Annotated in this window: 21 protein-coding genes; 4 read left to right on the top strand and 17 right to left on the bottom strand. The window is 71.5% G+C overall.

The annotated features are described in order from the left end of the window. Positions 1-13: 13 nt before the first annotated feature. A complete protein-coding gene (locus tag AB0M63_RS20920) occupies positions 14-829 on the bottom strand; it encodes a helix-turn-helix transcriptional regulator (RefSeq protein ID WP_355923494.1) in 816 nt (271 codons plus the stop codon). Between the two features lie 160 nt (positions 830-989). Here AB0M63_RS20920 and AB0M63_RS20915 point away from each other — a divergent pair, with 160 nt between their 5' ends. Continuing rightward, a complete protein-coding gene (locus AB0M63_RS20915) occupies positions 990-2441 on the top strand; it encodes an MFS transporter (RefSeq protein ID WP_355923454.1) in 1452 nt (483 codons plus the stop codon). Between the two features lie 4 nt (positions 2442-2445). On the opposite strand, the gene AB0M63_RS20910 is transcribed toward AB0M63_RS20915, so the two are convergent. Genes AB0M63_RS20910 through AB0M63_RS20890 form a run of 5 tightly spaced genes read right to left on the bottom strand, consistent with a single transcriptional unit; the run spans position 2446 to position 6723 of the window. After that, the gene (locus AB0M63_RS20910; protein WP_366020696.1) at positions 2446-3450 is read right to left on the bottom strand and encodes a S66 peptidase family protein; all 1005 of its coding nucleotides are present in this window, start codon (positions 3448-3450) and stop codon (positions 2446-2448) included. A 23-nt stretch (positions 3451-3473) separates the two neighbouring features. Then, positions 3474-3833, bottom strand: coding sequence for an MmcQ/YjbR family DNA-binding protein (locus AB0M63_RS20905; RefSeq protein WP_355923456.1), 360 nt, complete (start codon positions 3831-3833; stop codon positions 3474-3476). Next, positions 3830-5137: a hemolysin family protein gene (locus tag AB0M63_RS20900; RefSeq protein WP_355923458.1), complete on the bottom strand. Its 1308-nt coding sequence runs from the start codon at positions 5135-5137 to the stop codon at positions 3830-3832. Before AB0M63_RS20900 ends, AB0M63_RS20905 begins: the two co-directional genes overlap by 4 nt. A 20-nt stretch (positions 5138-5157) precedes the next feature. Continuing rightward, positions 5158-5655 (bottom strand): rRNA maturation RNase YbeY, encoded by a 498-nt coding sequence (gene ybeY, locus AB0M63_RS20895; protein ID WP_355923460.1) that lies wholly within the window; start codon positions 5653-5655, stop codon positions 5158-5160. Between the two features lie 12 nt (positions 5656-5667). After that, on the bottom strand, positions 5668-6723 hold the full coding sequence (locus AB0M63_RS20890; protein ID WP_355923462.1) for a PhoH family protein: 1056 nt from the start codon (positions 6721-6723) through the stop codon (positions 5668-5670). Between the two features lie 261 nt (positions 6724-6984). Here AB0M63_RS20890 and AB0M63_RS20885 point away from each other — a divergent pair, with 261 nt between their 5' ends. Then, positions 6985-7695 (top strand): FAD binding domain-containing protein, encoded by a 711-nt coding sequence (locus AB0M63_RS20885; RefSeq protein ID WP_366020416.1) that lies wholly within the window; start codon positions 6985-6987, stop codon positions 7693-7695. A 176-nt stretch (positions 7696-7871) separates the two neighbouring features. Here AB0M63_RS20885 and AB0M63_RS20880 read toward each other — a convergent pair whose 3' ends face one another. From AB0M63_RS20880 to AB0M63_RS20870, 3 genes are all read right to left on the bottom strand, one after another. Beyond that, on the bottom strand, positions 7872-9023 hold the full coding sequence (locus AB0M63_RS20880; protein WP_355923466.1) for a PfkB family carbohydrate kinase: 1152 nt from the start codon (positions 9021-9023) through the stop codon (positions 7872-7874). Between the two features lie 199 nt (positions 9024-9222). Beyond that, a complete protein-coding gene (locus AB0M63_RS20875; RefSeq protein ID WP_366020415.1) occupies positions 9223-10512 on the bottom strand; it encodes a glucarate dehydratase family protein in 1290 nt (429 codons plus the stop codon). Continuing rightward, complete coding sequence (locus tag AB0M63_RS20870) at positions 10509-11459, bottom strand: 5-dehydro-4-deoxyglucarate dehydratase (RefSeq protein ID WP_366020414.1); 951 nt, start codon at positions 11457-11459, stop codon at positions 10509-10511. The genes AB0M63_RS20875 and AB0M63_RS20870 overlap by 4 nt, the downstream gene beginning before the upstream one ends. 94 nt (positions 11460-11553) lie before the next feature. Between AB0M63_RS20870 and AB0M63_RS20865 the strand changes: the two genes are divergently transcribed. Then, positions 11554-12336: an IclR family transcriptional regulator gene (locus AB0M63_RS20865; RefSeq protein ID WP_366020413.1), complete on the top strand. Its 783-nt coding sequence runs from the start codon at positions 11554-11556 to the stop codon at positions 12334-12336. Positions 12337-12545: 209 nt separating this feature from the next. Continuing rightward, positions 12546-13766, top strand: coding sequence for an MFS transporter (locus tag AB0M63_RS20860; protein WP_366020412.1), 1221 nt, complete (start codon positions 12546-12548; stop codon positions 13764-13766). Here AB0M63_RS20860 and AB0M63_RS20855 read toward each other — a convergent pair. The 8 genes from AB0M63_RS20855 to AB0M63_RS20820 all read right to left on the bottom strand — a co-directional run bounded on the left by AB0M63_RS20855 (position 13763) and on the right by AB0M63_RS20820 (position 22251). Next, a complete protein-coding gene (locus tag AB0M63_RS20855; protein ID WP_366020411.1) occupies positions 13763-14752 on the bottom strand; it encodes an adenosine deaminase in 990 nt (329 codons plus the stop codon). The two genes, AB0M63_RS20860 and AB0M63_RS20855, sit on opposite strands and share 4 nt — an antisense overlap. Positions 14753-14772: 20 nt before the next feature. Next, on the bottom strand, positions 14773-15678 hold the full coding sequence (locus AB0M63_RS20850) for a ribonuclease Z (RefSeq protein WP_366020410.1): 906 nt from the start codon (positions 15676-15678) through the stop codon (positions 14773-14775). 6 nt (positions 15679-15684) lie between these two features. Continuing rightward, the gene (locus AB0M63_RS20845; protein WP_355923480.1) at positions 15685-16038 is read right to left on the bottom strand and encodes a histidine triad nucleotide-binding protein; all 354 of its coding nucleotides are present in this window, start codon (positions 16036-16038) and stop codon (positions 15685-15687) included. Between the two features lie 57 nt (positions 16039-16095). Further along, the gene (locus AB0M63_RS20840; protein WP_355923482.1) at positions 16096-19323 is read right to left on the bottom strand and encodes a S41 family peptidase; all 3228 of its coding nucleotides are present in this window, start codon (positions 19321-19323) and stop codon (positions 16096-16098) included. 45 nt (positions 19324-19368) lie between these two features. Next, positions 19369-19929: a hypothetical protein gene (locus tag AB0M63_RS20835; protein WP_355923484.1), complete on the bottom strand. Its 561-nt coding sequence runs from the start codon at positions 19927-19929 to the stop codon at positions 19369-19371. A gap of 89 nt (positions 19930-20018) precedes the next feature. Further along, entirely contained in the window at positions 20019-20411 is a 393-nt protein-coding gene (locus tag AB0M63_RS20830) for a VOC family protein (protein ID WP_355923486.1), read from the bottom strand. 17 nt (positions 20412-20428) lie between these two features. After that, on the bottom strand, positions 20429-21178 hold the full coding sequence (locus AB0M63_RS20825; protein ID WP_366020409.1) for a 16S rRNA (uracil(1498)-N(3))-methyltransferase: 750 nt from the start codon (positions 21176-21178) through the stop codon (positions 20429-20431). Next, positions 21175-22251, bottom strand: coding sequence for a nitronate monooxygenase (locus AB0M63_RS20820; RefSeq protein WP_358849747.1), 1077 nt, complete (start codon positions 22249-22251; stop codon positions 21175-21177). Before AB0M63_RS20820 ends, AB0M63_RS20825 begins: the two co-directional genes overlap by 4 nt. Between the last annotated feature and the right edge of the window lie 57 nt (positions 22252-22308).

The raw sequence follows: 22308 nt of genomic DNA, 5'->3' as shown, positions 1-22308 counted from the left end.
AGGACCAGGGCCCTCATCCCGCCACGGGGTACATCGCACCCCGCCGCCCCTCCGGCGAAGCCAGCCACTCCAGCTTCGCCACCGTGTTCGCCTCCTCCAACGGCGTGTGCAGCACGATCGTGAGATCCGACCGCGCCGGCACCTTCAACGCCGTCGACTCGACACACAGCAGACCCACCAGCGGATGATCCAGCTCCTTGCGGATCACCCCCGCGTCCAGGATGTCCCGCCGCTCCCACAGCTCGGTGAACTCCGGGCTCACAGCGGTGAGTTCGGCCAGCACCGCGCGCAGCCCCTCGTCGTCGGGACTGTCCGCGCACATCGCCCGGAACTGCGCGACGACCGTACGCGCGTTCCGCTCCCAACTCTGCGAACGGGCACGGTAGAGCGGATCGGTGAAGAAGTCGACGAGACAGTTCTGCGTGTTCTCCGGCCGCATGCCCAGCACCCACCCGGCCGCGTCGTTGTACATCACGCAGTTGTAGTACCGGTCCATGATGTGCGCCGGGAACGGCATCCAGGCGTCGATCAGCCGCCGTATGCCCTCACAGCCGTGATCGGCGGCGGGCTCGGGCGCGGGCGGGTTCAGCCCGGCCAGCGCGTACAGGTGCCGCCGCTCGGCGTTGCTGAGCCGCAGCACCCGCGCGACGGAGTCGAGGACCTGCGGCGACACCGAGATGTCCCGCCCCTGCTCCAGCCACTGGTACCAGGAGGCGCCCACCCCGGCGAGCACGGCGACCTCCTCGCGCCGCAGTCCCGGCGTACGACGTCGCGCCCCGCCGTCCGGCAGACCCGCCTCGGTCGGGGAGACCCGGGCCCGCCGGCTCATCAGGAACTCCCGCAGTTCACTCAGCCGACGACTCTTCAGGGCGTCCTCAGTCACGCACCCCTCCCCTGGATCCTGCCGCTGTCCGTCACTGCCTGGTGGTGCCACCACCAGCACAACTTCCGGCTCCCCACGCCTATTCCGACGGCCGGAAGCTCTTCCCATGGCGACCGACACGACAACTCCCACCGTCCACGAACCACTCGCACCGCACAGCGACCCCAAGCTGTCGACCCGCGACAAACTCGTCCTCTTCGTCCTCTGCGCGGCCCAGTTCATGGTCGCCCTGGACTTCTCCGTCCTGAACGTGGCCCTGCCCACCCTCGGCAGCGACCTGGGCATGAGCCAGTCGGCCCTGCAGTGGGCGGTCACCGCGTTCGCGCTGCCGTCCGGCGGCTTCCTGCTCCTGTTCGGCCGCATCGGCGACCTCTACGGCCGCCGCCGGCTGTTCCTCACCGGCCTGGCCCTGTTCGGCGCGGCCTCGCTCCTCGCCACCTTCGCCTGGGACCCGGCGTCCTTCCTGACCGGCCGCGCACTGCAAGGTCTCGGCGCCGCCGCCATCGTCCCCACCGGCATGTCCCTCCTCACCACCACCTTCCCCGAGGGCCCGGCCCGCGACCGCGCGCTCGGCATCTCCGGCACCCTGCTCTCCCTCGGCTTCACGGTCGGCATGGTGGCCGGCGGCGTACTGACCGACGCGTTCGGCTGGCGCTCCACGATGGCCCTGCTCACCCTGTTCGCCGTACTGGTCCTGCCCCTTGCCCCCGCCCTGCTCCCCGAGTCCCGCACCCCGGACCGCCCCCGCCTGGACATCCCCGGCGCGATCACGGTCACCGGCGGCCTGCTCTCCCTGATCTACGCCCTCTCGACGGCCGCCGACCACGGCTTCGCCCGCGCCGACGTCATCGTCACCCTGATCACCGGCGTCCTGCTCCTCACGGCCTTCACCGCCATCGAGTCCCGCACCGCCCAGCCCCTGGTCTCCCTCCCCATGCTGCGCCGCCGCACGGTGGCCTGGGGCAACCTCGGCGGCCTGGTCACCTTCTCGATGATGTCGACGATCGTCTTCGTCCTGACCCTGTACCTCCAGGAGGTCCTGCACCTGTCGTCCTTCGAGACGGGCCTGGTCTTCGGCGTCCAGGGCGTCCTCTCGGCGGTCGCGGGTGTCTACGCCCCGAAGGTCATCGGCCGCATCGGCGCCCGCCGCACCCTGATCGCCTCACTCGTCGGCCAATCCGCCTTCATCGCCGCCCTGTTGGGCCTCAACGCCCACACCTGGTCGGTCTGGCTCGCCACGGCCGCCGTCTCCCTGGCCAGCATGTGCCACCTGGGCGCGATCATCTCCTACGGCCTGACCGTCACCTCCGGCGTCCCCGACGACCAACAGGGCCTGGCCACCGGCCTCGTCACCTCCACCCAGCAGGTCGGCCTCACCATCGGCATCCCGCTCCTGGGCGTCCTCGCCACCACCTCGGGCGACCTGGTCTCGGGGGTCCACACGGTCGTGGGCATCGACGCGGCGATCGTGCTGGGGGCGGCGGTGCTGGTGGCCGTAGGGCTCGGGAAGGACCGGACCCGGACGGCCGACCGAGCCGACACCGCGGCCACCGTATGAGATGTCAGTCCAGGGTCTGGACGACCTCGGAGCGCGCGGCCGTGTGGACGACCCGGCCGCGCGCTCCGTTCACCAGCGGCAGATACGGCGCGACATGACCGCACTCGATATCCGCGATCACCGGCACGCCCAGCGGGCCGAGCGCGTCCATGACGGCCTCGCGCTGGGTGAGCGTGGGGCTGTCGGGTGCGTGGGTGCGGCCGACGAGCACGGCGTTCGCCGCGTCGAAGAACCCGGCCAGCCGCATGCCGTGCAGGTTCCGGCAGATGGTGAACGCGTTGTCCTCACAGGCCTCGACGTACACGAGCAGCCCCTCGGGAGCCGAACTCCGCGCGAAGGACGCGGCATCCAGGTACCGCGTCCCGGCGAGATTGGCCAGCGTCTCGATACAGCCGCCGATCAGCCGCCCCTCGATGTCGACGTCACCGTCGCCGTCGAGCCGCGTCCAGCGCCCCGGGACGTCCAGGGTGAGGTCCCGGACCTCCGGATGACTCACGAAGTCGTCCCGGCCCGGGCTCCGATGACGGCCCGGCGGGGTCTGCGTGAACGGCTCGCCCAGCGGCGCCGCGACGACGTCCAGCCAGGACAGCAGCCCCTCGGGTGCCCGATAAGGCGTCTCCATAAGGCAGTTGCCGTGCACGGTCGCGGTACCGGTGAGCAGGGTCAGCGGTGTCAGCAGGGTCGACATGTCCGAGTAACCGACCAGCCAGGTCGGCTCGGCCCGCCCGATCCGCTCGAAGTCGAGCAACGGCAGCAGGTCGATGGCGGTCTCACCGCCCCACGGCGGCACCACGGCCCGGATCGCCGGGTCGGTCAGCATCGCGGTCAGTTCGGCGGCCCGCTCGGCGGCGGGGGCGCTGAGATGACCCGCACCGTCCATGCACCGGCCGACGACCACCTCGTACCCACGCGCCTCGACGGCCCGGATCGCCACGTCGAGCCGCTCACGCAGCACATCCGGGACCCCGCTGGAGGGTGCGGTGACACCGACCCGGTCACCGGGGCGCAGCGGACGCGGATATCGCACACCGCTCACGGCCGGTCCAGCCTCAGCCGCTCCGCGCGCGGCAGCCCCGCCACCACCAAGTCGTAGGAGTCCTCGATCAGTTCCCGCACCAGCCGGTCCGGAAGATCCCCGTCCACCGTCACCGTGTTCCAGTGCCGCTTGTTCATGTGATACCCGGGGATGATCAACCCCTCGTGCTCCTCGCGGAGCCGGATCGCGTCCTCCGGGTCGCACTTGAGGTTGACCGTGAGGGGACGTGCCTCCAGGTTCGTCAGGGCGAAGAGCTTGCCCAGCACCTTGAAGACGGACGTCTCCGGATTGAACGGGAAGTCCTCCACCACCGCGTTGAACGACAGGCAGAAGGCGCGCAACTCCTGGGGCCTCACTCCGGCTTCGTCTCCTCCTCCGGCGGACCGCCCGGGCCCACCGGCTCCACCAGCACCGTCACGATCTTGTTCCGGCGACCGGCCGAGGCCTCCGCCGTCAGCCGCAGCTCACGCCCGTCGGGCAGTTCCACGACCGACGACGCACCGGCGATGGGGACCCGGCCCAGCGCCTTCGCCAACAGCCCGCCCACCGTCTCCACGTCCTCGTCGTCGTACGCCTCGAAGCCGTACAACTCCCCCAGGTCACCGATGTCCAGGCGGGCCGTGACCCGGTAGCGGTCGTCGCCCAGCTCCTCCACCGGCGGGAGTTCACGGTCGTACTCGTCGGTGATCTCACCGACGATCTCCTCGAGGATGTCCTCGATGGTGACGATGCCGGCCGTGCCGCCGTACTCGTCGATGACCACCGCGACGTGATTGCGCTCCTGCTGCATCTCCCGCAGCAGATCACCGGCGTTCTTGGTGTCCGGCACGAAGGACGCCGGGCGCATCGCCGTCGACACCAGCTCCGACTCGGCGTCCCGGCTGATGTGCGTCTTGCGGACCAGGTCCTTCAGATACACGATCCCGACGATGTCGTCCTCGCTCTCCCCCGTCACCGGGATCCGCGAGAAACCGGAGCGCAGCGCGAGCGTGAGGGCCTGACGGATCGTCTTGTACCGCTCGATGACGACGAGATCCGTCCTCGGCACCATCACCTCACGGACGAGGGTGTCACCCAGCTCGAAGACCGAGTGCACCATCCGGCGCTCCTCGTCCTCGATCAGCGACTCCTTCTCGGCGAGATCCACCAGCGCCCGCAACTCGGCCTCGGACGCGAACGGACCGCGCCGGAAACCCTTGCCGGGCGTGAGCGCGTTGCCGATGAGGATCAGCAGATACGGGATCGGCCCCATGATCCGCGCCAGCGGCACCAGGATGTAGGCCGCCGCCGTGGCCGTGTTCAGCGGATGCTGACGCCCGATGGTGCGCGGGGAGACCCCGACCGCGACGTACGACACCAGGACCATGACGCCGATCGCGGCGAGGAGAGCGGGCGCTGTCCCGTGGATCACGTGCAGACACTCGTAGGTGACCAGCGCGGCGGCGGCCATCTCGCAGACGACCCTGACCAGCAGCGCCACATTGAGATAGCGGGTCGGGTCGGCGGCGACCTGCGCGAGCTTGGCGCTGCCGCGCCGACCGGACCGTACTGCCTCCTCGGCCCGGAAACTGGAGACGCGCGCGAGACCCGCCTCCGCGCAGGCGGCGAGCCAGGCGACCACGACAAGGGCGATGGCACCAAGAACGATCTGAGGACTCATCAGGCGGACTCTGCCGACTCTTATGAGACGGTCGGCGCCGGGGAGGGGCCGTCGTGGCCCTTCTCCGCCCGCCAGCCGTCCACGATGGCCGCCTGCAGACCGAACATCTCGGCCTTCTCGTCGGGCTCCTCGTGGTCGTAGCCCAGCAGGTGCAACACACCGTGGACGGTGAGCAGTTGAAGCTCCTCGTCCATGGTGTGCTGCGTCTCGGCCTCGGCCCCCTGCTTCGCGGCGACCTCCGGGCACAGCACGATGTCACCGAGCAGCCCCTGCGGCGGCTCCTCGTCGTCCTTGCTCGGCGGACGCAGCTCGTCCATCGGGAAGGACATGACATCGGTCGGCCCGGACAGATCCATCCACTGGATGTGAAGCTGCTCCATGGCGTCGGCGTCCACGACGATCACCGAGAGCTCGGAGAGCGGGTGGATGCGCATCCGCGCGAGCGCGTAGCGGGCGATGTCGAGGATCGCCTGCTCGTCGACCTCGGTTCCGGACTCGTTGTTGACGTCGATCGACATGGTCGCGCTGATCTACTTCCGCTTGTCACGGGCACCCTTGTGGGTGCCGTTCTCCGTACCGTGCTCGCTGTCGTACTTCTCGTACGCGTCGACGATACGGCCGACCAGCTTGTGCCGTACGACGTCCTGCGACGACAGGCGGGAGAAGTGCACGTCGTCGAGCCCCTCCAGAATGTCCTGCACCTGCCGGAGCCCCGACTTCGTCCCGCTCGGCAGGTCGACCTGCGTCACATCACCGGTGATCACGATCTTGGACTCGAACCCGAGCCGGGTGAGGAACATCTTCATCTGCTCGGGGCTGGTGTTCTGGGCTTCGTCCAGGATGATGAAGGCGTCGTTCAAGGTCCGGCCGCGCATATACGCCAGCGGCGCCACCTCGATCGTCCCCGCCGCCATCAGCTTCGGGATCGACTCCGGGTCGAGCATGTCGTGCAGGGCGTCGTACAGGGGGCGCAGGTACGGGTCGATCTTTTCGTACAGGGTGCCGGGGAGGAAGCCCAGCCGCTCGCCCGCCTCGACGGCCGGGCGGGTCAGGATGATGCGACTGACCTGCTTGGCCTGGAGGGCCTGGACCGCCTTGGCCATGGCGAGGTAGGTCTTGCCGGTGCCGGCGGGGCCGATGCCGAAGACGATCGTGTGCTTGTCGATCGCGTCGACGTACCGCTTCTGGTTGAGGGTCTTGGGGCGGATCGTGCGGCCTCGCGAGGACAGGATGTTCTGGGTGAGCACCTCGGCGGGTGTCTCCTCCGGGCCATCCCCGTTCTCGCTCGCCCTGAGCATGGCGATCGAGCGTTCCACTGCGTCCTCCGTCATCGGCTGCCCGGTGCGGAGCACCAGCATCATCTCGTCGAACAGGCGCTGGACGAGGGCGACTTCACGGGCATCGCCGGCCGCGCTGATCTCATTGCCCCGGACGTGGATGTCGGCCGCCGGGAAGGCCTTCTCGATCACGCGCAGGAGGGCGTCGCCGGATCCGAGGAGGGACACCATGGGGTGCTGGTCGGGGACGGTGAACTCTGCTCTCGCCTGCTCCCGCGCGGGGGTGTGAGCTGTGGGTGTCTGAGTCATGGGCCGGCTCTGTAGGCCTTGCTCGTCCTCCTCGATACGGCTCGCCCGCCACAAGGGCAGCCTGGTGATCCCAGGGTACGCCGGGCCACTGACAACGCCGTAGGGCTTTTCGGTGACCGTCGGGCCACGAAACGCGGGGCGTGCCCAGCGCAGGGAGAGCGCACAGGGTGACGCTGTGAGCCCTGTTCGCGCCCCCTCGTTTGTACGGACAATGCGCTGTGTCCGTCAGGTGAGCCATGCAGGGAAAGCAGGTCGGCCGCTGTGTTCGTGCGTCTGCCCACGTCCGTGTCCGAAGCGCAGGAGTGTCTGGCCGAGGGGGCGGTGCCCGTCGGCGGGGCGACGCTTGTGTGGGCCTCCTGGCAACGGGACGGGTTCCCCGAGCAGGCGGTGTCGCTGCGGGAGGTGCCCGAGGCGCGGGCGATCGGGGGCGGGACGCTGGGCGCGGCCGTACTGCTGCACGAGATCGACGCGCGGGTGCCGGAGGTGCTGCGGCGGGCGGCGGGCGGGGTGGGCACCGGTGCGGTGCGCCGGACGGCGACGGTCGGCGGGAACATAGTCGGCAGCACGTTGCGCTGTCTGCTGCCGGCCGCGCTGGTGCTGGACGCCCGCGCGGTGGTGCTGGAGCCGGAGGGGCCGGTCGAGACCGATCTCACCGAGTTGCTGGCGAAGCGGCCGCTGCTGCTGGGGCTGCGCTGGCGGGAGCCGGTGGCGAGCGGTTATCGCAAGCTGACGGGTGAGCTGCGCGGGGAGGTTCCGTTCGTGGTCGCGGTTGCCGTGGGGGCGGGTGCGTCCGTGGTGCGGGTCGCTGTGCGTGACGGTTACGACGTGGTCAGTGAGACCGTTCCCTATGACGCGGACGCGGGCCGGGTGCTCGGTGCGCTGGCGCTCACACCGCTCGGCACGCTGCCGGAGGCGGTCTTCGAGGCCGTACGGGAAGAGGTCGTCGGTGTGGTGGAGCGGGCGGCGGCGTAGGCCGGCCAACAGGCTCTGGGGCGATCTGCCGAACCCGATCGCCGGGACCGCCGCCGTGGGGTCCTGGTCCTCGACCGACCGGGCCTTCCGCCACCAGGCAACGATCTCGGACCAGCCCGGCGCGGAGAGCAGGGCGCCGAACTCCTGGACCGAGGGGGGCTGCGTCGCAGGCCGCCCTACGTGGACCTGCCGAACCCGATCGTCGGAACCGCCCGCCGCAGTGGCCAGTGGCCGGCGTCGCCCTGGTCCTCCGGCGGTACGAGGGCGGCCAGGAACGCGTAGCGGCTCAGGGCCGTCGGGTCCTGGCCCTCGACCGACTGGACCTTGCGCCACCAGGCGCCGATCTCGGACCAGCCGGGGGCGGAGAGGGAGCCGCCGAACTCCTGGACGGAGAGGGCGGCGGTGAGGCCGGCGAAGGCGAGGCGGTCGGCGAGGGGCCAGCCGGCGAGGGTGCCGGTGACGAAGCCGGCCACGAAGACGTCGCCGGCGCCGGTGGGGTCGAGGGCCTCGACGGCGATGGCCGGGACCTCGGCGGATTCTCCGGTGCGCCGGTCGACGGCGTAGGCGCCGTCCGCGCCGAGGGTGACGACGGCGAGCGGTACGTGGGCGGTGAGCGCGTGGGCGGCGGCGCGGGGGCAGTCGGCGCCGGTGTAGCGCATGGCTTCCTCGGCGTTCGGCAGGAAGGCCTCGCAGTGGGCGAGGTCGGCGAGGCCTGCGAGGTCCCAGGCTCCCGTGTCGTCCCAGCCGACGTCGGCGAAGATGCGGGTGCCCTCGCTCGCGGCCTGGGCGACCCAGGGGGCCTGTTTGCCGGGGGTGAGAGAGGCGACGGCGGCACGCGCGCGTGGGGGGCAGGCCGGGGCGCCACCTTCGCTGAACACGGTCTCCGGGGGCGGTTCGTGGCCGTGGGAGACCATCGTGCGTTCGCCCTCGTACGCCATCGAGACGGTGACCGGGGAGTGCCAGCCGGGTACCGAGCGGGAGGTGGAGAGGTCGATGCCCTCGCCCTGTTCCAGCGCGTCCCAGCAGTACTCGCCGTAGTGGTCGTCCCCGAAGGCCGCGGCGAGGGAGGTCCGCAGTCCGAGGCGGGCCAGCGCGGTCGCCATGTTGGCGACGCCGCCGGGGCTGGATCCCATCCCCCGGGCCCAGGACTCGGTGCCGCGGACGGGGGCGGATTCGAGGCCGGTGAAGATGATGTCGAGGAAGACGGTGCCGGTGAGGTACACGTCCCAGGGCGGGTCGTCCGCCGCGCGCAGGCCTGCCAGCGGGTCGACCTGGGCGGCCCGACAGGACGACGGTCCCTTTCCGGTGGACGCGTTGGACGCGGTCACGGTGCGCTCCCTGACGTGATACGGATCAGGCCAGTGTGCACCACCACGCACACGCGAGGGCGACTCCCGCTCCGGGGGCGCCCTTCGCGCCGGTGGCGGGAGCCGCAGGTCCGGGCGCTGCGGCAGCGTGCCGCGCCCGGCGCCGACACCGAGTGCACCGTGACCGCTTGTGTCCGATTCAGGCCATGGAGTTACGGATTCACCAGCGCGGCATGGAAGGCGTGACCCACTCCGGGTCGGTGACGCGCATCGCGGCCGCGTCGTCGCGTTCGCGCAGGGAGCCGTCGTCGTCGAGCCACCGCTGGTGCAGGAACTCCAGCTTGGCGCGGTCGAGTTCGATGCCGAGGCCGGGGGTGTCGGAGACGGTGACCTTGGCGTCGGTGAAGGTGAGGCGTTCGGTGAGGACGTCCTCGGACTGCCAGGGGTAGTGGGAGTCGCAGGCGTGGTGGAGGTTCGGGACGGTCGAGGCGACGTGGGTCATCGCGGCGAGGCTGATGCCGAGGTGGGTGTTGGAGTGCATGGAGATGCCGACGCCGAACGTGCGGCAGATGGCGGCGAGTTGCTGGGTGTTGCGCAGTCCGCCCCAGTAGTGGTGGTCGGAGAGGACCACTTGTACGGCGTCCTTGGTGAAGGCTTCCTTGATCTCGGCGAAGGTCGTCACGCACATGTTGGTGGCGAGCGGCACGTCGGTGCCGGCGGACACCTCGGCCATGGCGGGGATGCCGAGGGCGGGGTCCTCCAGGTATTCGAGGACGTCGCCGAGTTCCTTCGCGACCTTGAGTGAAGTCTCCACGGACCAGGCGCCGTTGGGGTCGAGGCGCAGGGGGTGGTCGGGGAAGGCGGCGGCCAGCGCGCGGATGGCGGCGATCTCCTCGTCGGGCGGGAAGACGCCGCCCTTGAGCTTGAAGGAGGTGAAGCCGTAGCGCTCCTTGAACTTGCGGGCCTGCTCGACGACTCCGGCCGGGTCGATCGCGGCGCCCCAGTCGTCCCTCTCGGCGGCCACGCCCTCGGGGTGGTCGGCCCACTTGTAGAAGAGGTAGCCGCTGTACTCGACCGCGTCCCGCACCTTGCCGCCGAGCAGCGCGTGCACGGGCAGTCCGAGTGCCTTGCCGAGAGCGTCGAGGCAGGCGACCTCGAAGGCGGAGACGACGGACAGGCGCAGTTTGTCGGCGGTCTGGACGCCGCGCAGTCCGCCGACGTCGACCTGTCCGGAGACCCGGGAGCTGTCGACGGCGACCTCGTCTGCGACGGTGAACAGGCCGTTCAGGTCGCTGACTTGACGGCCGATCAGTTTGCCGGCGTAGGGGCGGGCCAGTTCGAGGTACTTGGTGTCGCCGTAGGTCTCGCCGAGTCCGGTGACGCCGTCGGCGGTCACCACTTCCACGATCAGGCGGGGGGTGTAGGGCTGGTGGACGCCCTGGGTGTTCAGCAGGGGCGGGTCGGCGACCAGGATCGGGGTGAGGCGGATGTCGGTGATGGTGAGGTTCACAGGGCGGCTCCTACGAGGTCGAGTCCGGCGGTGAGCAGGGCGGTCAGCTCGGCGAGGTCGGCGGCCGAGGGATCGGTGAGCGGGGCGCGCACGGGGCCCACCGGGCAACCGCGCAGCCGGGCCGCCGACTTGACGAGGGACACGGCGTATCCGGGTACGCGGTCGCGGAGTTCGACGAGCGGGACGTAGAACTCGCGCAGCAGTCTCTCGACCGTCTTGTCGTCGCCGTCGCGCAGCGCGGTGAAGAAGGCGCCCGCGATCTCGGGGGCGAAGGCGTGCACGGCGGAGGAGTAGGCGGGGACGCCGACGGTGGCGTAGGCGCGGGCCTGGATCTCGGCGGTGGCGGCGCCGTTGAAGAAGAGGAAGCCCTCGGGGGCGGCGAGGGTGAGGCGTTGGAGGCGGTCCAGGTCGCTGTGGCCGTCCTTGAGGCCGATGACGCCGGGGATCTCCGCGATCCGCTTCAACGAGGCTGCCGTGAAGGCGACTTGGCCGCGCTGGTAGGCGATGAGCGGGAGCCGGGTGCGGGCGGCGAGCTGTTCGAGTTGGGCCACCAGACCGTCCTGCGGGGCGGCGACGAGGTAGTGCGGCAGGACGAGGAGGGCGTCGGCGCCGGCCTCCTCGGCGATGCGCGCGAAGCGGGCCGCCTGTGCCCAGCCGTAGCCGACGCCGGCGACGACGGGGAGGCGGCCTGCCGCCTCCTCCACGGTGATGGTGACGACCTGTCGGTACTCGTCCTCGTCGAGCGAGAAGAACTCGCCGGTGCCGCAGGCGGGGAAGACCGCGCCGGGGCCGGCGGCGATCCGCTCGGCGACATGGGTGCGGAAGCCGTCGGGAGCGAGGGAGCCGTCGTCATGAAAGGAGGTGAGCGGGAAGGAGAGCACGCCGCCCGCCATCCCGTCCCGCAGCCTGCGCACCACGGCATCCGTTTCGCCGCTCACTCGATCCATCTCCCTATGTAGACGCCATCCACGTATGAAGACAGAGATTAGATACGCGAACCGCGACCGTCAATGGGGCGCCCCCGCTGGCTACGATCGGCGCATGTCAGAGCCCGGTGGCGTCCGCGAGGTGAAGTCCGCCGCCCGCACGGTCGAGCTGCTCGAACTGCTCGCCGCGCGCGGCGACCGTCCCGCACGCCTCCAGGAACTCGCCGACGAGCTGGGCGTGCCGCGCAGCTCGATGTACGCCCTGCTCCAGACCCTGATCGCGCACGGCTGGGTCCGCACCGACATCACCGGCTCCCTCTACGGCATCGGCATCCACGCCCTGCTCACCGGCACGAGTTATCTGGACTCCGACCCGCGCGTGCGGGCCGTACGGCCGTATCTCGACGAGGCGTCCCAGGCGCTCGGCGAGACGATCCACCTGGGGCGGCTGGACGGGTGGGACGTGGCCTATCTGGCGACGCGGGAGTCGCACGAATACCTGCGGACCATCAGCCGGGTGGGGCGGCGGCTGCCCGCGCACGTCGGCGCCCTCGGCAAGGCGCTGCTCGCCGAACGGCCGGACACCGAACTGCCCGCCGGGCCCTACCAGCCCGCCACCCCCAACACCCACACCACCCGGGAGTCCCTGACCGCCGACCTCGCCGCGACCCGCGCCCGCGGGTACTCGATCGACCGCGAGGAGGGTGTCCTCGGGATCGTCGGCTTCGGCTTCGCCCTGCGCTACGACACCCCGCCACTGGACGCGATCAGTTGCTCGGTGCCGGTGGCCCGGCTGACGCCGGAGCACGAGGGGCAGATCGTGGCGGTGATGCGCGAGGTCAGGGCGAAGATCGAGGCGACGACGCCTGGCGCCGGGGGCGCTCCGCACTGGCGTTAGCACCGGGAATTCGCCGGGCGGCACCGCGAGGCGGGCGCTCGTTTACCCGGCACTTCCCACCTCAAACAGAACGTGCTCCAGATCACACCCCCCGCCCTTCTTTCAGCGACTACGTGCTTGATACAAATTGCCCGCGCGTTCCTGTCCGTCGACGGTCGTCGCCCAACCCCCTTTTCGAGCCGCTTCTTTCGCATGCCCTGGGAACGCCCGTGTCCGCCCGCACCACCACCACGCCCTGGCCCCTCGTCGCCCTTTTCACGGCCGGGTACCTCGCCCCCTATCTCCTGCCCACCACCGTCGGCCGTCTCGACGCCGGGCTGCCGCTGTCCGCCACGCAGGCCGGTGCCGTCGGCAGTGCGCTGCTGCTGAGTTCGGCCGCGGCGGGTTTCCTGCTCGCTTCGCGCGTCGACCGGATCGGCCCGCGCGTCCTCGCCCGCATCGGCCTCGCCCTCGCCGTCCTCGGCTACGGCTCGGCCGCGTTCACGCACGCCGTCCCGGCGGTCGTGGCAGGCGCGGTCGTCGGCGGCTTCGGATCGGGTACGGCCACGACGGTCGCCGCGTCCGGGATCGCCGCCGAACGTGACCCCCACCGCGCGTCCACACTAGGTCTGTTGAGCGTGTCGGCACTCGCGGGCGCGGTGTACCTGACCGTCCCGCACCTCGGCGCGGGCCACGGCCAGCCCCTCGCCGCCCTCACCCTCACCGCACTCGCCGTATGGCCGCTGACCGGCCGTCTCCCGGTCCGTACGGCGACGGAGCACACACGGGTGGAGACCGCCGGGCTCCCCCACCGCCGTGCCGGACTGGTCCTCGCCGCGACCCTGCTGTGCTGGTCGCTCGCCCAAAACTCCCTCTGGGGCGTCAGCGGACGCATCGGCCTCACCCAGGCCCACCTCTCCGAGGTCACCGTCGGCGCGGTCTTCGCGATCGCGCTCGGCACCGGTCTGGTCGGCGTGATCGGCGCGGGCGCGCTCGGCTCCCGGCTCGGCCGCGCGGTACCGATCGGCGCGGGCACGGCACTCATCGCGGGCTGCATCGTCCTCAGCGCGTCCGCACACGACCTGAGGACGTTCGCGACCGGCGAGATCGCCTGGAACACCCTCTACCCCATCGTCCTGTCCTACGTCCTCGGCCTCGCCGCCTCCCTTGATCCGCGCGGCCGTTGGGCGGTTCTGGTGGGCTCGGCCTCGTCACTGGGGACCGCGGCCGGACCGCTCGCGGGCAGCGTGCTGTCGGCGGGGGCCGGGTTCCCGGCGATGGGGGCGATCCTCGCGGCGGGGCTGATGGTGATCGCCGTACCGATGACAGGGGTCGCCCTGTACACCGGCAGGCGCCGGGTACAGGTGTCCCAGATCGTCGAGATCCCGGTGGAGACCATCCCGATGGAGACATCTGCCCCGCGCACCTACGACACGACGCCGGCCGCCTAGAACTCGTACGCCTCCACCTCGGCGAGATACCGCTCCCGTCGCTGCTCGTCGTCCTCCAGGAAGGACGCCACGAAGGAGTTGCGGGCCAGCTCGCGCAGACGCTCCTCGCTCAGGCCCAGCGCCGAGCGCACCGCGTCGAAGTTGTCGCCGGCGTAGCCGCCGAAGTAGGCCGGGTCGTCGGAGTTGACCGTGCAGAGGAGGCCCGCGTCCAGCATGGCGGGGAGGGGGTGGTCGGCGAGGACGTCCACCGTGCGGAGGCGGACGTTGGACAGCGGGCAGAGGGTGAGCGGTATGCGGTCGCGGACCAGGCGCGCGACCAGTTCCGCGTCCTCCATGCAGCGCAGGCCGTGGTCGACGCGCTCGACACCGAGGACGTCCAGGGCCTCGGTGATGTAGGCCGGCGGGCCCTCCTCACCGGCGTGGGCGACGCGTCGTAGACCCAGCGCGGCGGCGGCCTCGTAGACCTCGCGGAACTTCACCGGCGGGTGGCCGACCTCGGCCGAGTCGAGGCCGATGCCGGTGATCCGTTCGAGGTAGGGCTTGACCGCGTCCAGGGTCTCCATGGCCGAGGCGGCGGACTCGTCGCGCAGGAAGCACAGGATGAGCCGGGTCGAGATGCCGTGGTTGGTCTCGCTGTCGCCCAGCGCCCGCCACAGGCCCTCCACCACCGTGCCCATGTCCACGCCCCGCGCGAGATGCGCCTGCGGGTCGAAGAAGATCTCCGCGTGCCGTACGCCCTGCGCGGCGGCGCGGGCGAGATAGGCGTTCGCGAGGTCCTCGAAGTCCCGCTCGGTGCGCAGGACCGCCATCAGCTCGTAGTAGAGGTTCAGGAAGGACTGGAGGTCCTCGAAGCGGTACGCCTCGCGCAGCGCCTCGGTGTCCGCGTACGGCAGCTCGACGCCGTTGCGCGCGGCGAGCGCGAAGGCCAGCTCGGGCTCCAGGGTGCCTTCGATGTGCAGGTGCAGTTCGGCTTTGGGGATGGGCATCGAAGTATCGTACGGGTGTTTTATCGGCGTTTCGGAACCGGCACTCTCAGTAGATCGTGCGCCACGGTCAGCTCCCCCTCGAAGCCCGCGGCCCGCGCCTGCCGCTCGAACTCCTCCGGGTCGGAGTAGCGCTGACTGAAGTGGGTCAGGACCAGGTGGCGCACGCCCGCGTCCCGCGCCACGCGCGCCGCCTGACCAGCCGTCAAATGACCATGGTCCACGGCCAGTTGCTCGTCCTCGTCCAGGAACGTCGACTCGATGGTGAGCAGGTCGCAGCCTTCCGCGAGGGCGTGCACCCCTTCGCACAGCCTGGTGTCCATGACGAACGCGAACCTCTGTCCGCGCCGCACCTCGCTCACCTCGTCGAGGGAGACACCGGCCACGGTTCCCTCGCGCTGGATGCGGCCCACGTCCGGGCCCTTGATGCCGTGCGCGGCGAGACGGTCGGGCAGCATGCGGCGGCCGTCGGGTTCGGTGAGGCGGTAGCCGTAGGACTCGACGGGGTGGGAGAGCTTGCGGGCCTCCAGGGTGTACGCGGGCGTGGTGGCCAGCACGCCGTCCTCGGACACCGGCGCCTCGGTGATGCCGACCGTCTCGCGGTAGGCGGTGGAATAGCGCAGGCGGTCGAAGAAGCGCTGGCCGGACCTCGGGTAGTGGGCGGTGACCGGGTGCGGGACGCGGTCCAGGTTGATGCGCTGGATGACGCCCGCGAGGCCGAGGGAGTGGTCGCCGTGGAAGTGGGTGACGCAGATCCGGTTGAGGTCGTGCGCGGCGACCCCGGCGCGCAGCATCTGGCGCTGGGTGCCCTCGCCGGGGTCGAAGAGGATGCCTTCGGCGTCCCAGCGCAGCAGGTAGCCGTTGTGGTTGCGGTGGCGGGTGGGGACCTGGCTGGCGGTGCCGAGGATCACCAATTCACGTACGGACACGGCGAGTTACCCGGGCGGCCACTGCATACCGCGGCCGCCCAGGACGTGCGCGTGGGCGTGGAACACGGTCTGGCCGGCGCCGCTGCCCGTGTTGAACACGACCCGGTAGCTGTCGAGCTTCCCCTCGGCGGCGACCTCGCCGGCCTCGCGCAGCACGTCGGCGGCGATGGCCGGTTCGGCGGCGGCGAGGGTGGCGGCGTCGGCGTAGTGGACCCGGGGGATCACCAGGACGTGGGTCGGTGCCTGGGGGTTGATGTCCCGGAACGCGACGGTGGTGTCCGTTTCGCGGACGATCGTCGCCGGGATGTGTCCCTCGACGATCCTGCAGAACAAGCAGTCGTCCTGCGGTTCCCCTGACATGGTGTGGCCTCCTCGCACCCGGTGATCGCTGACCGGAGCATCGTATCGAGCGGTTCGTCAGTCCAGCTCCGGCAGGACCGGCGGTGTTTTCGCGGGGCTGGTCTCCAGCGCCTCCAACGCCAACCGGATCGCCTCGTCCAGTTGTGCGTCCCTCCCCGCCGCGTAGTCCTGCGGGCGCTGCACCACCTCCACGTCCGGGTCGACGCCGTGGTTCTCCACTCCCCAGCCGTAACCCTCGAGCCAGAACGCGTACTTGGGCTGGGTGATCAGCGTGCCGTCGACCAGGCGGTAGCGGCTGTCGATGCCGATGACGCCGCCCCAGGTGCGGGTGCCGACGACCGGGCCGATGCCCAGTGCCTTGATCGCCGCGTTGACGATGTCGCCGTCCGAGCCGGAGAACTCGTTCGCCACGGCCACGACCGGACCGCGCGGGGCGTCCTCGGGGTAGCTGTACGGGCGCATGCCCCGGGGGAGGTCCCAGCCGACGATCCGGCGGGCCAGTTTCTCGACGACGAGTTGGGAGGTGTGGCCGCCTCGGTTGTAGCGGACGTCCACGACCAGGCCCTCGCGGGCCACCTCGACGCGCAGGTCACGGTGGATCTGGGCCCAGCCGGGCGCCTGCATGTCGGGGACGTGGAGGTAGCCGAGGCGGCCGCCGGACTTCTCGTGGACGTAGGCGCGGCGGTCGGCGACCCACGCGTGGTAGTAGAGCGGTTCCTCGTCCGCGAGGGGAACGACGACCGCGTGCCGCGGGTCGCCGCCGCCGGCCGGGGAGATGGTCAGCTCGACGGGCTTGCCCGCCGTGCCGACGAGCAGGGGGGCGGGTCCGGTCACCGGGTCGACGGGCTGTCCGGCGACCGCGAGGATCGCGTCGCCCGCGCGGACGGCGACACCGGGGGCGGCGAGCGGGGCGCGGGCGGCGGGGTCGGAGGTCTCCGAGGGCAGGATGCGGTCGATACGCCAACTGCCGTCGCCGTGCAGGGAGATGTCCGCGCCGAGCAGGCCCTGGCGTTCGCCGTGGCCATGGCCGCCGCGCGGGGTGACATAGGCGTGCGAGGTGCCGAGTTCGCCGTGCACCTCCCAGAGGAGGTCGACGAGGTCGTCGTGGGTGGCGAGGCGGTCCAGGACGGGGCGGTAGCGGTCCAGGACGCCGGCCCAGTCGACGCCGCTCATGTCGGCGCGCCAGAAGTTGTCGCGCATGATGCGGCCGGTCTCGTCGAACATCTGCCGCCACTCGGCGGCCGGGTCGACGGTCTGGCGGATGCGGGACAGGTCGACGTTGATGTTCGAGTCGTTGTCGTCGTCGTCCGAGCCCGAGGCGCGGCGGTCGCTCGGCACGACCCGCAGTTTGTGGTCCGTCCACAGCAGGACGCGTTTGCCGTCGCCGCTGACCTCGAAGTGGTCGGCGTCCCCGGCGAGGTGCTCGATGCGCTGCTGGGCGAGGTCGTAGCGCTCCAACTCGGTTTTGGGGTCCGGGTCTTCGGGGGTCGCGCGGGTGGCACCGAGGACGCCCTGGACCGGGTGGCGCAGCCACAGCACGCCGTCCTTGGCCGCGCGCAGGTTGGAGTAGCGGCCGGCCTCGACCGGGAAGGGGACGATGCGGTCGGCGAGGCCTTCGAGGTCGACGCGGGTGGTGGGGCGGCCCTCGCTGTCGGGGGTCTCGTCCTTGTCGGGGGCCTCGAAGGGGCGGCCGTGTCGCTGCGGTCCGAACGGGGACGGGGTCGTCGCGGCGAGGGTGATCAGGTGCGGGCGGTCGCCGACCACGAAGGCGAGGTCGAAGACGTGCTCGTCGTAGACCGGGTCGAAGGAGCGGGTGGAGAGGAACACCAGGTGCTTGCCGTCGAGGGTGAAGGCGGGGGCGTAGTCCTGGAAGCGGAGCGGGGTGGCCTCGGTGACCGAGAGGTCGGTGGTGTTGGCGAGCTTGAGCTGGCGCAGCGGGCGCGGGCCGGGGTGCGACCAGGCGAGCCAGGCCGAGTCCGGGGAGAAGGCGAGGCCGGAGGCGTCGCCGTCCTCGCTGCGGTCGACCTCGCGGACCTCGCCTGTCTCCCGCTCGACGAGCAGGACGCGGCCGTCGTGCGAGGCCACGGCGGCGCGGCTGCCGTCGGGGGCGACGGTGAGGGCGAGGACGCGGCCGAGCTGTCCGGCGGCGATCCGGCGCGGGGTGGCGCCGGGGGCGAGGCCGGTGGCGGGGGCGAACTCCAGGGCGTCGTCGCCCTCGGCGTCCGTCACCCACACCACCCATTCCTCGCCGTCGCTGCGGAAGGTGCGGGGCAGCCGGGCCCGTACGCCGGGGGTGGCGGCGAGCGCGCGGGCCGGGCCGGAGCGGTGGGTGACCCAGTGGACGGCGCCGCGCACGGCGACCGCGCTGCCGCGCGCGGTGTGGTCGGGTGAGGCGGAGCCGAACCAGCGGCCCGCGGTCACCGGGAAGGGCTGCTGGTCGGTGCGCTGTCCGCCGAGCCGGATGTCGAGCCGGCGCGGCTCGGCGCCGTCCAGGTCGTCGAGGAGCCAGAGTTCACCGGCCGAGGAGTACACGATCCGGGTGCCGTCACCGGCCGCGTGCCGGGCGTAGAAGCCGTCGAGGGGGGTGTGCCGGCGCAGGTCGGAGCCGTCGGCGAGGGAGGAGTACAGGGCGCCGGTGCCCTCGTGGTCGGAGAGGAACGCGATCCGGTCGCCCGCCCACACGGGGTACTCGATGTTGCCGTCCAACTCCTCGTGCAGGCGCGTGAATTCACCGTTGCCGTCGCGGTCGATCCACAACTTGCCCGCGGTGCCGCCCCGGTAGCGTTTCCACCAGGCGGCCTCGCGGCCCATGGGCGCGGAGAGCAGGACCGTGGCTTCGGGGCCCACGGCGACATCGCCGACGGGCCCGTACGGGAGGGTCGTCGCCGGTCCGCCGTCCAGCGGGATCGCGCGGGCCCAACTGCGGCGGAGGTTCGCCTGGCCCGCGGTGCTGAGCGCGAGGACCTCGCCGTCCGCCGTCCAGCCGCGCACCTGGGTGCGTGAACTGCCCCAGTGCGTCAGGCGTTTGGCGGGTCCGCCGTCGACGGGGGCGATGTGCGCCTCGGGGGCGCCGTCGCGGGTGGAGGTCCAGGCGATGGTGGTGCCGTCGGGCGAGATCCGGGGGTGGTTCACGGGAACGTTCTCCGCGCTGACCCGCCAGGCCCGGCCGCCGCTGTCGAGGGACGCCAGCCACACGTCGTCCTCGGCGGTGAAGGCGATCAACTCGCCGTGCAGGTGCGGGAAGCGGAGATAGGCCTGGGCTGCGGACGCTGAGGGCTGAGTCACCTGATCAGGGTATGCATCGGCGGTATCCGCCGACAGCCCTTTGGATCACTTGCCTTCCACGGGCCAGCAGGTCGGGTCGCCCTTGCACCAGATGGTCTTGGTGACGGTGACGGTCGGTCCCGGGCCGTAGGTGAGGGTCGGGTCCGGGTTGCTCACGGACGACGGTGTCGCCGCGTTGCAGTCGCCGAGCCCGGTCACGTGGAAGACCTGCTTGCCGCCGACCTTGGCGACCAGGTCACCGCGTACACAGGCGCCGTCGACGGCGCGGGTGACCTTGCCGGTGACGGTGATGTCCCGGTTGTCGTCCGTCTGCCCCTGGCAGTCGACGGTGACGACCGTGGTCTCGGTCGGCGAGGGCGTCTTGCCGGGCGTGTAGGCCTTGTTGTTGCTGCCGTAGTTGCCCGTGCAGGTCAGCCAGCTCACGCTCACATGGTCCCGCTTGAGCTCGGCGGTCGCGGTCTTGTCGGTGGTGTACGCGACGGTCGCCGCGCTGAGATCACCGGGCTGGCACGCGACGGCCCCGCCCACGGTCACCGTCACGAGTCCCGCCACAGCGGCCACTCGCCGCCCGCGCGGCCGACGCCAGATCTGTCTCAACGCCCCCATGGACGGCAGCCTGCCACCGTCGGGGCGCACACGGAAGAGCGCATACGGCCACCCGTGCGCCGGGGGCGCGATCACCGGCGCACGATCCGTCAGCCCCGGAGCAGCAGCCACTCCTGCAGCTCCACCACATTGCCCTCGGGGTCCTTGAGATGCGCGACCCGCATCCGGTCCGTCATCGGCGCGGGGCCGTGCAGCAGCACCCCGCCCCGGCCCGCGATCTGCTCGCAGTACCCGTCCAGGTCGTCGACGCGCAGCACCACCAGCGAGCGGTGCCCGGTCGCCAAGTCGCCCAGTTCACCGAGGACTTGGGCCATCATCGCCCGGTCCTGGAGCGCGATCCCGGCCGATCCGATGGAGGGGGAGAACTTCTCGTACGGTCCCTGGGCCGACCCCGACTGGGGCTTCAGGCCGAGGACTTCGGCGTAGAAGCGGTAGCAGGCGGCGAAGTCGCTGACGAGCAGCCGTACTTGGGCGAGTTCCACGGCGATTCTCCCCTGTCTCAGGACCAGCGTCCGGTACGGCCCAGGAGCAGGGCCGTCGCCGCGGTTCCGGCCGTCGATGTACGCAGCACGCTACGCCCGAGCCGGTAGGCCTTCGCCCCGGCCTCCTCGAAGAGGGTCAACTCCTCGGGGGAGACGCCTCCTTCGGGGCCCACGACCAGCACGATCTCGCCCTCGGTGGGGAGTTCGGCGGTGGCGAGCGGTTCGCTGCCGTAGTCGCGGTCCTCGTGGAGGACGGCGGCGAAGTCGGCTTTGGCGAGAAGTGCGGCAACCTGCTTGCCCGTCGCGGCGTCCGCGACCTCCGGGAAGCGGATCCGGCGGGACTGCTTGCCGGCCTCCCGGGCGGTGGCCCGCCACTTCGCGAGGGCCTTGAGGCCGCGCTCGCCCTTCCACTGCGTGATGCAACGGGAGGCCGCCCAGGGGACGATCGCGTCGACACCCGTCTCGGTCATGGTCTCGACGGCCAGCTCGCCGCGGTCGCCCTTGGGGAGGGCCTGGACGACGGTGATACGGGGGGACTCCGCGGGCTCCTCCAAGACCGGGGCCAGCTGGAGGAGCAGCCGGTCCTTGCCTTCGGTGCCGATGACCTCGCCCGTCGCGTGGCGGCCGGCGCCGTCGGTGAGGACGACCTCCTCGCCGGGCTTGAGCCGCCGCACGGAGACCGCGTGCCGGCCCTCGGGTCCGTCCAGGACGTACGGTCCGCCGCCGTCCGCGCGGAAGTGGTCGACGACGAACACCGGCGCGGTCATCGGAGATCGCCTCCGGCCGACAACGCTGTCCGGGCGGAGGCCAGTTCGGCGGCCAGTACCTCGACCAGCTGGCCGGCGGGCAGCTCGCGTGCCATGCGGTGGCCCTGTCCGGCCCACAGCGCCATGCCCTGCGCGTCACCGGCCTTGGCGGCGGCCTTGCGCAGCGGCGAGGTGAGGTGGTGGACCTCCGGGTAGGCGGCGGGGGCGTAGGGGCCGTGCTCGCGCATGAAGCGGTTGACCAGGCCGCGGGCCGGGCGGCCGGAGAACGCGCGCGTCAACTCGGTACGCGTGAAAAGGGGGTTGGTGAGGGCCTGCTTGTGCACGGCGTTCGCGGCGGACTCCGGGGTGGCGAGGAACGCGGTGCCGAGCTGGGCCGCGCTCGCGCCCGCCGCGAGGGCCGCGGCGATCTGGCTGCCGCGCATCAGGCCGCCGGCGGCGACGATCGGGAGGGTCACGGTCTCGCGGATCTGCGCGACGAGGGAGAGCAGGCCGACGCCCGCGCCGTCCTGCTCCGGGAGGTCACGGTGGGTGCCCTGGTGGCCGCCGGCCTCGACGCCCTGCGCGATCACCGCGGCGGCACCGGCCCGCTCGACGGCGAGGGCCTCCTCGGCGGTGGTGGCGGTGACGAGGGTAAAGGTGCCGGCCCGGCGCAGCGCGTCCAGGACGTCACGGGTGGGGACGCCGAAGTGGAAGGAGACGAACGGCACCGGCTTGTCGAGCAGGACGGACAGCTTGGCGTCGTAGCCGTCCTCGCGGCCGCTGTCCGGGTCGCCGAGTTCCGTCTCGTACCAGGCGGCCTCGCCTGCCAGTTGGTGGGCGTAGACGTCGACGGCGGCCTTGTCCGCGTACTCGGGCTGGGGCAGGAAGAGGTTCACGCCGAAGGGGCGGGCCGTCAGGCTCCGCAACTGCTTGATCTCCTGGTACATGCCGTCGGCCGTCTTGTACCCGGCGGCGAGGAACCCCAGCCCGCCGGCCTCGGACACGGCCGCGGCGAGCTGGGGGACGGAGACACCGCCCGCCATCGGGGCCTGCACGATCGGATGAGGGAGGAGATCGGTCAGTGCGGAGGACATGACGGCATGTTGTCACGTCCTCCGAACAAGTCCGAATCCGGCCTTCCGCCCGGCATA

This window comes from Streptomyces sp. NPDC051576, from assembly GCF_040681835.1.
Lineage (GTDB): Bacteria > Actinomycetota > Actinomycetes > Streptomycetales > Streptomycetaceae > Streptomyces.
The sequence above is the reverse complement of the archived record's forward strand: the minus strand, read 5'-3'. Positions and strand labels throughout refer to the sequence as shown.